12 protein-coding genes are annotated in these 12,376 nt (G+C 62.2%); 3 read left to right on the top strand and 9 right to left on the bottom strand.

Annotated features, from left to right (window positions below; all coding sequences use genetic code 11):
• Positions 1-26: 26 nt before the first annotated feature.
• Positions 27-809 (top strand): substrate-binding domain-containing protein, encoded by a 783-nt coding sequence (locus BLW71_RS26955; RefSeq protein ID WP_091804011.1) that lies wholly within the window; start codon positions 27-29, stop codon positions 807-809.
• Positions 810-824: 15 nt separating this feature from the next.
• On the opposite strand, the gene dctA is transcribed toward BLW71_RS26955, so the two are convergent.
• The 7 genes from dctA to BLW71_RS26990 form a co-directional block, all read right to left on the bottom strand.
• Complete coding sequence (dctA, locus tag BLW71_RS26960) at positions 825-2,126, bottom strand: C4-dicarboxylate transporter DctA (protein ID WP_091804014.1); 1,302 nt, start codon at positions 2,124-2,126, stop codon at positions 825-827.
• Positions 2,123-3,055, bottom strand: coding sequence for a LysR family transcriptional regulator (locus tag BLW71_RS26965; RefSeq protein WP_091804016.1), 933 nt, complete (start codon positions 3,053-3,055; stop codon positions 2,123-2,125). Before BLW71_RS26965 ends, dctA begins: the two co-directional genes overlap by 4 nt.
• A 205-nt stretch (positions 3,056-3,260) precedes the next feature.
• A complete protein-coding gene (locus BLW71_RS26970; RefSeq protein ID WP_177205190.1) occupies positions 3,261-3,494 on the bottom strand; it encodes a pirin family protein in 234 nt (77 codons plus the stop codon).
• 752 nt (positions 3,495-4,246) lie between these two features.
• Positions 4,247-5,704 carry an aldehyde dehydrogenase family protein gene (locus tag BLW71_RS26975; protein WP_091804019.1) on the bottom strand — a complete coding sequence of 486 codons (1,458 nt, stop codon included), beginning with the start codon at positions 5,702-5,704 and terminating at the stop codon, positions 4,247-4,249.
• A gap of 145 nt (positions 5,705-5,849) precedes the next feature.
• The gene (locus BLW71_RS26980) at positions 5,850-7,175 is read right to left on the bottom strand and encodes an NAD(P)/FAD-dependent oxidoreductase (RefSeq protein WP_091804022.1); all 1,326 of its coding nucleotides are present in this window, start codon (positions 7,173-7,175) and stop codon (positions 5,850-5,852) included.
• Positions 7,176-7,442: 267 nt separating this feature from the next.
• On the bottom strand, positions 7,443-8,345 hold the full coding sequence (locus tag BLW71_RS26985) for a GNAT family N-acetyltransferase (RefSeq protein WP_091804024.1): 903 nt from the start codon (positions 8,343-8,345) through the stop codon (positions 7,443-7,445).
• Positions 8,346-8,398: 53 nt separating this feature from the next.
• Positions 8,399-8,803, bottom strand: coding sequence for a RidA family protein (locus BLW71_RS26990; protein ID WP_091804027.1), 405 nt, complete (start codon positions 8,801-8,803; stop codon positions 8,399-8,401).
• A 201-nt stretch (positions 8,804-9,004) separates the two neighbouring features.
• Between BLW71_RS26990 and BLW71_RS26995 the strand changes: the two genes are divergently transcribed.
• Together BLW71_RS26995 and BLW71_RS42365 are read left to right on the top strand one after the other, a co-directional pair.
• Positions 9,005-9,925 (top strand): LysR substrate-binding domain-containing protein, encoded by a 921-nt coding sequence (locus BLW71_RS26995; protein ID WP_091804030.1) that lies wholly within the window; start codon positions 9,005-9,007, stop codon positions 9,923-9,925.
• Positions 9,926-10,130: 205 nt separating this feature from the next.
• Positions 10,131-10,262, top strand: a complete 132-nt coding sequence (locus tag BLW71_RS42365; protein ID WP_286162119.1) for a hypothetical protein — start codon at positions 10,131-10,133, stop codon at positions 10,260-10,262.
• 37 nt (positions 10,263-10,299) lie between these two features.
• On the opposite strand, the gene BLW71_RS27000 is transcribed toward BLW71_RS42365, so the two are convergent.
• Entirely contained in the window at positions 10,300-11,625 is a 1,326-nt protein-coding gene (locus BLW71_RS27000; RefSeq protein ID WP_091804032.1) for an NAD(P)/FAD-dependent oxidoreductase, read from the bottom strand.
• A 2-nt stretch (positions 11,626-11,627) separates the two neighbouring features.
• Positions 11,628-12,362 carry a cupin domain-containing protein gene (locus BLW71_RS27005; protein WP_091804034.1) on the bottom strand — a complete coding sequence of 245 codons (735 nt, stop codon included), beginning with the start codon at positions 12,360-12,362 and terminating at the stop codon, positions 11,628-11,630.
• Between the last annotated feature and the right edge of the window lie 14 nt (positions 12,363-12,376).

Raw genomic sequence — 12,376 nt, forward strand, 5'->3', positions numbered from 1 at the left:
ACATTAGACTGACATTCTATCGCCCCATGAAATCCTTTCTTCTGAAACTCTGCACCGCGGCGCTGCTCGGCACCTGCGCCGCTGCGGCGAATGTGCAGGCCGCAGATCTGCATGTGATGAGTTCGGGCGGCTTTACCGCCGCCTACAAGCTGCTCGGCCCGAAGTTCGCGGCGTCCACCGGCAATACGCTCGATACCGCGCTCGGCCCGTCGATGGGCAAGTCGCCGGAGGCCATTCCGAACCGGCTTCAGCGCGGCGAACCTGCCGACGTGGTGATCATGGTCGGCTATGCACTCGATGATCTGATCAAGCAGGGCAAGGTGATCCCCGGTTCGCGCGTCGAGCTTGCGGATTCGCGGATCGGCATGGTGGTGCGCGACGGCGCGCCGAAGCCCGACATCGGGTCCGAGGCGGCGCTCAAGGCAACCTTGCTGCATGCCCGGTCGATCGCTTACTCGGATAGCGCGAGCGGCGTCTATATCGAGCGCGAGTTGTTCAAGCGGCTCGGCATCGAGGAGCAGGTCAAGACCAAGGCGAAGATGATCCCCAAAATTCCGGTGGCGTCCGTTGTTGCGACGGGCGACTACGAAGTGGGATTTCAGCAGGTGAGTGAGCTGCTTCCAGTGAAGGGCGCGGCGTATGTCGGCAAGATTCCGGAGTCGATGCAGTCCGTCACGCGCTTTGCGGCCGGCATTCCCGTCGGCGCACAACACCCCAAGGAAGCCAAAGCGCTGCTCGACTATCTCGCGTCACCCGCCGTGCAGCCGGAGGTGACATCGACCGGGCTCGATTCCGTCGCCACGCATTGAGACGAAGGCTACGATTCAGCCCGTCAGGTCGGCGGGCTGATCGAATGCATCCTCACGCTCATGCGCGAGGCTCAATGCGTTCTTCAGGCGCACCCGGTCGCAGGAACGCTCCCACATCGATACGAAGATCACCGCGCAGGCATTGCTGATCACACTCGTCAGGGCGCGCGCTTCGGACATGAAGCGATCGATGCCGACCAGCAGCGCGACACCTGCAGGCGGCAAGTCGGGAATGACGGCCAGCGTCGCGACGAGCGCAACCAGTCCGCTGCCCGTTACGCCCGCCGCGCCCTTCGACGTGAGCAGCATGACCGCGAGCATGGTCGCGATCTGGCCGCCCGAAAGGTGAACATCGCACGCTTGAGCGATGAACATGGAGGCGAGCGTCAGGTAGATCGCCGTGCCGTCGAGGTTGAACGAATAGCCGGCAGGCAGCACGAGTCCCACGATGCCCTTGTCGCAGCCAAGCGCTTCGAGCTTGATGATGAGGCGCGGCAGCACCGGTTCGGTCGACGACGTCGCGAGTACGATGACGAGTTCTTCGCGAATGTAGCGCAGCAGTCGCCAGAGCGAGAAGCCATGCAGCCGTGCGAGTGGACCGAGCACGCAAACGATGAACAGCAGGCACGCCGCGTAGAACGCCACCATCAGCATGCCGAGCGAGCCAATCGAACGAATGCCGAAGCGGCCCACCGTGAATGCCATCGCGCCGAATGCGCCGACGGGCGCAAGACGCATGATCATCGCAAGGATGCGAAACAGCACGTGAGCGATGCCGTCGATGAATTCCTGTACCCGCCGCCCGGCGCTTTGGTTGGCATTCAATGCGAAGCCGAACAGAAGGGCAAGCAGCAGCACCGGCAGCACCTCGCCTTTCTCGAAAGCGCCGACGAGCGTCTCAGGGATCACATGCAGCGCGAATTCGACGAATCCGTGCGACTGCGAGCGCGTCGAATACTGCGCGAGGACCGCCGCATCCAGATGATGCGCGTCGATGTGCAGGCCCGCGCCCGGGTGCAGCGCAAACGCGGTCGCCAGCCCCAGAACGAGCGCAACAATGGTGAGAAAGTAGAACAACGCCAGCGCCTTCAGAATCGTCCGCCCGATCTTCGAGCCGCTCGCAAGCGACGTGATGCCGGTGACGATCGTGCAAAAGACGATCGGGGCGATCATCATGCGCACGAGGGCGACGAAAGCATCGCTGAGTGGTTTGAGCGACGCGCTGGCCTGCGGCCACAAGTAGCCAACGGTCATGCCGAGCCCCATTCCAAGCAGGACCTGAACGTAGAGCAGCCTGAACGGCCTCGCCAACGTCATTTCGGCGCCTTCTTTCCCGCGGCGCCGACCGTGCCGCTGCGCTTCGTGTCGAGGATCGTCTGATAAAACTGTTGTGCGGCCGGCGCGAGCGGACGTCCGCGGCGCCTGACTATGCCGACGCGTCTCGTCACGACCGGATCGACGAGCGGCACGCTTGTCAGAATCGGATGGTCGCGCATGGGCATGGCCATTGAAGGCACGGCGGCCACACCGAGTCCTGCTTCGATCAGGCCAAGCATGGTGGTGACATGACGGGTCTCGCAGACACTAGGCATTCTCGGCGCCACGGCGGTCAGCGCCTGATCGAGCAGCAGGCGGTTGCCAGAAGTCTTGTCGACGGAAACGTATTCGTGTTCATAAAGCTCGCTCCAGGTCACCTGCTTTTTTCGAGCAAGGGGATGATCGCGGCGGCACGCGGCGACGAACCGTTCCTGCAGCAAGATCTTGAACTCGACCTCGGTCTCCTGGCTGCCCATGAAGCTGACGCCGAAATCGGCTTCGCCGCTGATCACCGCGCCGAGCACTTCGTTGGCGCTCGAGTCGAGGAGCTTGACCCGGATTCGCGGATAGCGGCTGTGAAAGGCGGCAATGACGCTCGGCAGGAAATAATAGGCAACGGACGGCACACATGCGATGGTCACATGACCCAGGCGGCTCGTGGAGACGTCGCGGATACCGAGCAAGGCGACATCGAGATCGTCGAGCAGTTGTTCCGCGCTCGGGGCGAAAACGCGCCCTACGGTTGTGAGCGTAACGCTTCGGGTTGTTCGCTCGAACAGGCGCACGCCGAGCGCCGCCTCGAGCTTCTCGATGCGGCGACTCAATGCCGGCTGCGAAATGTTGACCGCCTCCGCGGCTTTGCGGAAGCTACCCAACTCCACGACAGCTCGAAACGCCTGCAAATCGTTCAGGTCGAAGTTAACGCCCACGAACCATCCTCCGAATTTAAGTGCGGCTATTTTGCATGATGCGGGCGAAAGCGCCCATCGAGAGCAACACTCGGTACATTCAGCCCAAGGGATCGCACCGAAGTCGGGGGGCGGTTCCGTGGCGTCAGCGGTCATTCATGGCCGAGAGGTGGGTGTCGCTTTATGGCCGACGACCAGTCGCACACAACAAGAGAGCTCATTCGCCTTAGCCCAAAAGTTCGACGATCATCACATCCGTGTCGTCATGCGCTATCAAATCCAGCTTCGCCTCATCCCGGACGGCTGCACTGTCGCGCGGAACGAGCTGGATAGATCCCACATCGAGCCGCCCGTGATCCGCAACAAGATACGCCGAGCCGGGCATCGGCAACTCGTGCTTTATTGTGATGCCTTCGCGCAGCGTCGCGATACGCACGCGTGCGTCGGCATTGATGGGCAGCGCGCGCGGACGTCAGCCGTGCATCCGTGCATATACGCCGGCTTGTAAGCCGCTCGCAATTTGCTGAGGAACACGGTAAAGCATTGGTGCACCGACTGTTCCGGGCAACCCTGGCGATGGCGATACTGCGGGATAGCGTGAACTCAGCACGTTTTCCGCAGCGCAGTTTTTCCAAAACCACAAGATCGCAGGCCGGCGAAAAGTACGCTCAACCGCGGCCATCACTCCAGGCCGAAACGATGGGTCGACAGTCCGATGCGGCCGCGCATTTCCCGCCGAAAGAGCACAACGGACCAAGGGTGCACTATGGCCTCAGTCTGTTAATCAGGTCGATCGGTCCATTCGTGCCTGATTTCTTGCGCAACTATCCGTGCACCGGCAGGTTGCGCAGCACATGAACGACGGAAAGAAATCACGGGAACGTGGGCTAGCCATGGTGCTGCGCAAAGGGCGCTCGAAAGCCACATGCGGTCGATGGGGGCATCACAACATCGACCACGGCAATGTCCGTGTAGAGGAACTCGATTAACTGCCGGAAAATCAACCAAACAATTTCCGGCGGGGCCGATTTAAGCGGTCAAACGAGCCGCTTCCCCGTCTCCTGTTACTCAAGTAACTTCCGGGATCGGCCACTTTGAAACCATAAAACTTCCGCCGTGCCGGAGAACGCCCGACCTGGCGATCAGCCTTATCGCCGTCGCCATGCATCAGCGCATCCGAGCGCGCAGCGTCACTGCGCGCTTCGCCACGAATCATGCGTAGTACCCAAGGATCGACTTTACCTCCATGTACTCTTCCATGCCTTCGATCCCGTACTCGCGTCCATTCCCAGACTGCTTGTACCCGCCGAACGGCGCCTGCGGATCCCATGCCGGGTAGTTCAGATGCACCTGGCCTGACTGGATGCGAGCGGCGACCGCGTGCATGCGTTCCCTGTCCTTGCCCTGGATATGCGCGCCGAGGCCATACACCGTGTCGTTCGCGATGGCGATCGCTTCTTCGACCGTATCGTAAGGAAGAATCGCGAGAACCGGCCCGAAGATCTCCTCCTGTGCAATGGTCATATCGGTGCGGACATCCGAGAAGATTGTCGGGCGCGCGTAAAAGCCTTTGCTGAATCCGACCGGTCGTCCGGTGCCGCCCACAATCAGCTTTGTTCCTTCGTCGATACCTGCCTCGATCATCCGCTGCACCCTGCCGAACTGCGCGCGATTGGCGAGCGGGCCGTGGGTCGTCGCTTCGGCGAACGGATTACCGACGATCATCTGTTCCGTCGCCGCGACCGCCAGCGTTTCGACCTCGGCCGCGATGCTGCGCGGCACGATCATGCGGGTCGGCGCGCTGCACGATTGCCCCATATTGCGGAATGCCGCTGCGACGCCAAGCGACACGGCACGCGGCAGATCGGCATCCGGCAATACGATGTTGGGGGATTTGCCGCCAAGCTCCTGGGCCACGCGCTTGACAGTGGGCGCGGCTGCCTGGGCGACCAGCACACCCGCCCGCGTCGAACCTGTGATCGACACCATATCGACTTGCGGATGGGACGCGAGCGCCGCACCCACTTCAGGGCCCGTGCCGCTCACGAGGTTGAATACGCCAGCGGGAATGCCCGCGTCGGCGATGACCTCCGCAAACAGCAAGGCGCTCAGCGCAGACAACTCGCTGGGCTTCAGCACCACGGTACAGCCGGCTGCAAGCGCCGGTCCCACCTTGGCCGTGATCTGATAAATCGGCCAGTTCCACGGCGTGATGAGCGCGCACACGCCGATCGGCTCGCGCACGACCGCAGTCGTTCCCCGCTGGACGCGGAAAGGGTAACTTGCCAGATTATCCCGCGCGACACGGATATGTTCGGCCGCGAGCGGCACATGCGCGCCACGCGCGTAGTTGATCGGCGCGCCCATTTCCATCGTCAGCGCCTGGGCGAACAGTTCGGCACGCTCGATGATCAACGCATGAACGCGGTCCAGCAGCGCAGCGCGCTCCTTCGGTGACGTCACGGACCATCGCACGAACGCTTTGCGCGCGGCTTGCACGGCGCGGTCGACGTCACGTGCGTCGCCAAGTGGAATCTCGCAGAGCGTGTCTTCGGTAGACGGGCACACGACCGCCGCATGCGCAACACCTGCGGGGGCAGTCCATTCGCCGTCGATAAAGAGCCGGTCCAGCCGGCCCGCTTGCTTCAGGTGAAGAACAGGTGAATTCATTGCAACGTGTCCTTGAGTAGTACCGTGCGCTCACAAAAAGGCTAAAACCGCGGCTTAACGAGTTGGCAAGGGATGGCAGCCTGATTAACGTTCGTGGCTGCTGTCCGAGCCGGTTTACTCCGTCGGGCAGGTGATAAATCCGTTCTTAAAAGTCGGCGACCTCTCCCCACACCGACTCTTCGAATCGCCCCGGACGATAGGGTTCGGGATCAACGATCGGCGGCGCGCCTGTGACCATATCCGCGACGAGATGACCGCACCCGGGCCCAATGCCGAAACCGTGGCCGCTCAGGCCAGCGGCCAGCACGAACCCCGGCAGTTCCTTCGCTTCGCCGATAGCGGGAACGCCGTCCGGTGTCATGTCAATGTAGCCTGCCCAGGATGCGGTGACCCGGCTCTCTCGGATCACCGGACACAGATCGATTGCCCGCTTGCGAATCTCCTTGAGCGTGGCTTCATCGACGCAGGGGTCCAGCACCCGCATCTTTTCCATGGGGCTCGGGCAGTCGAGTCGCCAGCGCCCGGCTCCTTCATGACCGGAGCGCACGCCTTCCAGATTACCCGGACTGAGGCTGCGCCAGCGGCGTCCGAACATCGGCATGAAGTCCTTTGCGTAGCGGATCTTCTGCAGCGTGGGATCGAGCTTTGCCAATCCACTGATTGCGAGCGAATATTCTTCGTCACCGCGTCGCGTGACGGTAATGCCCGATGTGTGCAGCGCATCCGGCAACGTGCCCCGGCGCAGCGAAACCGACATGACAGAAGATCGAATGGTCGCCTGCGGCAGACGGATGCCCAGTTGCCGGCAAAACGTGGAAGCCCATGCGCCGCCGGACAGCACCGCGATCTTCGTGCGGATCGTGCCATGCTCAGTCACCACACCGCTGACCCGGCCGCCTTCGGTTTCGATCCCCCGCGCGGCGCAGTTCTGATGAACCGTTCCGCCCAGCCTCATGATGCTGCGAGCCACCGCCGGCGCAGCGTTGGCCGGATCGGCGGTGCCGTCGGTCGGCGCGAACACGCCGCCTTTCCAGTTGCGTCCGGTCGCAGCAGCCCGTTCGGTTGCCAGTTTACTGCCGAGCACCTCCGTCCTGACACCCGCCGTGCGTGCGAATTCGCACCAGCGCGTCCAGGTGGCGAGTTCGCTGTCATCGTTGCTCAGATACAGCAGGCCGCTGCGGCGAAAACCGGTGGTCTCACCAGACTCGGCTTCAAACTGCTCCCATAGCCGCAGGCTTTCGGTCGCAATCGGCAATTCGCGCGCATCGCGGTTTTGTTGACGGCACCAGCCCCAGTTCCGGCTGGACTGCTCGCCCCCGACTATGCCTTTTTCGATGAGCGAAACCTTCACGCCCCGCTTCGCCAGAAACCATGCTGTGAATACACCGACGATGCCCGCACCGATCACGACAACATCAGCGCTGTCGGGCAAGCTCGGGGTGGTATCGACGCGGGTCAACGGTACGCGCATCTGCTAGAGCTCCTTCCTGAGTCGTATATTCGGTGAATCGTATATTGGCGAGTGTCGAACACCACAAAGCTCAGGTTGTCGAATGTTGAATTGCTGGTCGCTAAAGCAGACTTAACGGTCAGCGGCGCGAGGCGGCAAGCGGGCTCATCTGCCAAGCATGTGCGTTCGCAATCGAGCCGCTTATCGAGCCAGCCAGGTGGCTGCATGCCGGGGTTGCTATCCATTCCCAGCGCAGGCTCGTGCTACGCCAAGCTGTTGCGGCGAGGCCTAGAACATCGCCTGACTAATGAGGCCATACAGTCGCCATACCGGATCGGGCTCACCTGTATGCATGTCAGCAGGCGCATTGCGGACCATCTTCACGACGGTATCCACCCGCTTCAATCCCTGTCCGATCAGCCAGTCGGGCAGACTCGTTCCCGAGGGGACATCGACACGAACGAACTCGCCTGCGCGACCCGCCAGCCAGTAGCCGATCAGCGCTTTCGCCCGAAGGTCGTCGTGAGAACGGAGTGCGAGCACAGGACCAATCACGTAGCCCCGGCCAAAACGACGGAGCACCGAGAATCCGGTAATTTCGCCGTCGCATTCGAGCACCACGCTTTCCCCGAGCTTCAGCAATGCGGACATCATCGCGTCGCGCTGCAGCCCGCAAGCACGCGAACACAGTTCAATGAGAGCGGGGTAGTCGGCAGGAGTCGCCGCCCGCAATCTTTCGCCGTCGGGCAACGCAAGCGGCGAAGTCTCGCCGACGTACGCTTGAAACTGGTCCAGCGACCCACACACGTCAAACCCCAGCTTTTCGTAGAGCGGCTGACCGGCTGGCGTCGCATGCAGGAAAGTGATGCGTGGCCCGAGTTCTTCGAGCAGCATTTCCATCAGCCTGCGGCCAATGCCACGCCCCTGATGCTCGGAAGACACAATCACGAGACCAAGAGACGCGCGGTCGATTCCGAATTTCCAGCACAGCGCAGTGCCAATCACGGCACCGTTTTCTTCCGCGACGAAGCCCGTACCCTCGTCAGCGGCAAATTGCCAGTCCTCCGGCCGATGCGGCCAACTGACTGCCATAGACAGGCCATGAGCCGCCGGTATATCAGTCGAAGTAAATCTCCGATAGCGAAGATTTGTCGTTGGCGATGAAGCGCTCATAAGAGAATCCAGTTTCATTAGGTTGCCTTAAGACATGCCCTGACCCACTACCGTGCCGATCCGAATCCACGCTATATCAATGCGACCGCTTCGATCTCGATCTTCAGATCGAAGTGAAGCGCCGGAACCGGTACGACGGCGCGAGCGGGTTTCGCGTCGCCGGCCCAGCGCGCATAGATGGCGTTAAAGCTCGGCCAATGCTCGACATCGACGATATAAACACGGACCTGAGCTAGTTTCGACACGTCGCTGCCCGCACCGACAAGCGCCGCCTCAAGATTTGCCAATGCCTGCTCTGCCTGGTCTTCGAAAGGACGATCCGCGAGCTTTCTGCCGTTCAGATCGATCGGTAGTTGACCCGACACGAAAATCAGGCCATTTGCGATCGCAACGTGACTGTAATGCCCGCCCGGCATCGCCAGTCCGGCGGGATTCATCGTCTGGGGGAAGTGGGCACCGTGTTCCTGTTGATCCATGAAGGCCACTCAAGTTTGAAAAGGCTCGCCCCTCACACCTCAGTGAAGTAGACGCGCGAGCCGGGTCACGTTTGCCCGACGGGCGACGCCGCCGGCATGTTCGCGAGTTCATCGCTAAACCCAAGTCCATACGCAGCACTATAGAAAGAAAACTTTTTGTCGTGTTTAATATCCGATGAACTCATCGTTAAAGGCTGTTTAATGATCGAACTGGAAGACATGCGCCTGTTCCGCGCGCTCGGCGTGGCACACTCGCTTGCTGCAGCCGCCAGGCTACTGGATCTCACGCCTCCCGCTGTCACGGTGCGTCTTCAGCGCATCGAAGAGCGTATGGGAGTTCGTCTGGCCACACGCGCCGCCAGAGGCATTTCGCTGACGAACGAAGGCCAGCGGCTCGTCCAGGAAGCGATAGAAATCCTGGAGCGGATCGAGTCCATTCCTTCGCGCGTCTCCAGTGAGTCGGCTGGTGTAAGCGGTCATTTGCGCGTAGTCGCGCCGTTTGGTTTTGGCCGCGCGCACGTGGCGCCGCTGGTTCGCGATCTGCATCGCGCACACCCGAATCTCGCTATTTCGCTCATCCTGTCCGATAGCCCCCTCACGGCAGCGGCTGGTGCCGACGCGGTCGTGTCCATCGGCAACATTAAGGGATCGTCCTGGATAGGACACTATCTCGCCCCAAACGACCGCTTCCTGTGCGCGAGCCCGGCCCTTGCGCGTCGCCTGTCGAAACTGGAGCATCCATCCGAACTCACGCAATACGAATTCCTGACGTTGCGCGAAAACGATGAAGACGTTACGCGCCTGCGTTTCACCCGGCCGAATGGCACGGGCAAACGCGGAGACCAGGCCGTCACGATTCGGCTAGCCGGCGCTTTGTCGTCGAATGACGGTACGGTCGTTAGCGACTGGGCGGTCGACGGCCTCGGCATTGTCGAACGATCCGAATGGGACGCCGCGCGGCTGATCGCAGCGGGAAAGCTGAAGCGCGTACTACCGGCATGGCGCCTCGAACCGGCGCCGGTGATGGCCCTGGTGCCCACGCGTCATGGCCTGACGATCCGCCAGCGTGCGTTTCTCGAGGCCGCGAAGCGAGCCTTCGACCCAGTACCCTGGCGTGCCTGACGTGATATTCATTGGGGCTTAACGGTCGGTTTATCCTTCGTTAAACACAAGGGAGCACGAAACTCCTACCGTGGCGGCACTTTCCTCACGGCGCCATGCTGATGCCGGGGGACCACTTGCGCAAACAATCGCAAGGAGTCGCAGATGGAATTGCAGTCGCTGAACACACCCGCAGCATTGATCGATGTAGAGCGGTCACAGCGGCGTGACGCTGGCCGACGCGCACGCGACGCGCATCGCGCCGTTGATCGTCGGCGCACCAATACCGCACGAACTGCCTGCATTTTCCGGCGACGTGGTCGTCTCCTCGGCAGGGCTTGCCGGGTTGATTTGCTGAGCTGGAGTTCGACTCTCCAACGCAGTCGGGTTGCGACCTAGAAATCAGCAACCTTGCCCCATGCGGAGTCGCTGAATCGGCTGGGCCGATACGGTGTGGGATCCACGATAGGTTCGGCCCCGGTGGCGAGGTCCGCGATCAGGTGGCCTGCGCCGGGGCCGATGCCGAAACCGTGTCCGGAAAAGCCTGCTGCCAGAATCAATCCCGGCATACCAGGCATTTCGCCAACACCGGGAACACCATCCGGCGTGCTGTCGACGAAGCCGGCCCACGCGTGGGTGATCTCTGCCTGGCCGAGTTCGGGCAGTAGTTCGACGGCGCGGCGGTGGGTCTCCTCAATGGTCGGCAGATCCGGCTTCGGATCGAGAATGCGCACCCGCTCCATAGGTGTCGGCGCGTCGAGCCGCCAACGCTTCAGCGTTTCGTGCCCACCGCGAATGCCCTCCAGACCACCGGGAAGAAGGCTGCGCCAGCGCCTGGCGAACATCGGTACGAATTGTGGGGCGAATCGTATGAACTGCGGCGTGACGTCTACGCGTGCGCGGCCGCTGATGGCCAGCGCATAGCGTCCATCGTTGCGGCGTGTGATGGACACGCCCGAGGTGAACAAGGCATCGGGCAACCGATGTCCTACAGGAGACACGCTAAGGATGGATTGGCGGATCGAGGCTTGGGGAAAACGGATACCAAGCTGGCGGCAGAACGAAGATGCCCAGGCGCCACCCGCCAGGATCGCCGTTCTGGTCTTGATGACCCCCGCTTCCGTGACGACGCCGCTGACCCGCCCGCCTTCCAATTCAACGCCGCGGGCCGCGCAGTGCTGGTGGACGCTGCCACCGAGCTTCATGAGCGCAGTGGCCACTGCCGGTGCGGCCTTGGCAGGATCAGCGGTGCCATCGCTGGGCGAGAAGACGCCGCCTTTCCAGGCGCGGCCGGTCGCCTGCCCCCGCTGGCCGGCTTGCCGACTATCGAGCATGTAGGTTGTCACCCCGGCGGTCTTCGCAAAGTCGCCCCAACTGGACCAGCGAGACAGCTCGGCCTCGTCGTTACTGAGATACAACAGCCCGCAGCGATGAAAGCCGGTGTCTTCACCGGTTTCAGCGGCAAATCGTTCCCACAGATCAAGGCTTTTGCTCGCCATCGGCAATTCGCGAGCGTCGCGGTTCTGCTGCCGGCACCAGCCCCAATTGCGGCTCGACTGTTCGGCGCCGATCCGTCCCTTCTCGACGAGCGCGACTGAAAACCCGCGCCGGGCCAAGTAGTAGGCGGCAAAGACGCCGATGATGCCACCGCCGATCACGACCACGTCGGCCGCGGCCGGCAACGTGGGCGAAGTCTGGATGTGGTTCAGCGGAGGAGACATGATCAATCTCGCTCGATTGAAGTCTGGACGCTTTGAACAACGTAAAACTTCGCCACCCGTTCACTGCTTTCCCACCCGATCGGTGCGCCCCGGGGCACGAAAAGCGCGTCGCCGGCGCCTAGCGACAGCACGCTGCCATCAGCCGCCGCGAACCGCACGCTGCCGGCCAGCAGTTGCATGAACTCGTTCACGCGATGCGGGCGAACAACCCGGTGATAAGGCGTCGAATCCCACGTGCCCGCGAGGTACTCCGCGCCGTCGTCGGTAAAGACGTTGTCGCTTCGGCATTGCGGCGCCGGGCCCAGCAGCACCTCCGCCGGTAGCGAAGCGGACGGTCTGAAGTTGGCGTCGGCACGCAGGGGGATAAGTCCGCGCTTTGTCGGTTTCTCGCAGGCAGCCGCACAGAACACGAACCGCACGCGGGATTCGGCGAGGACGCGAAGCGCCGTACCGGCCCCGATGACAGCACCCGCTTGCGGACCGAGCATTAACGGCGCCTCACCGGCCGCTTGCAGAGTGAGCTGTCCTTCCACCACGACGATGGTTTCAATGTGGGGAAAGCTCGCGACGTTGAGCTCACCAATAAAGCTGGCCCGACCCGCGACCATCGAGTCCGGTCCTTCCCACGCGATTTCGCGATGTCGTGCAAAGGGGTCGTCCTTGCCGAACGCCGCCCTGCGGAACGAGGTTGACAGAGGTGCGCCGTCGGCGCGATGCAGCACGAGGGCCACGGTCATTTTTTGCTCCTGCG

Source organism: Burkholderia sp. WP9, from assembly GCF_900104795.1.
Classification (GTDB): Bacteria; Pseudomonadota; Gammaproteobacteria; order Burkholderiales; family Burkholderiaceae; genus Paraburkholderia.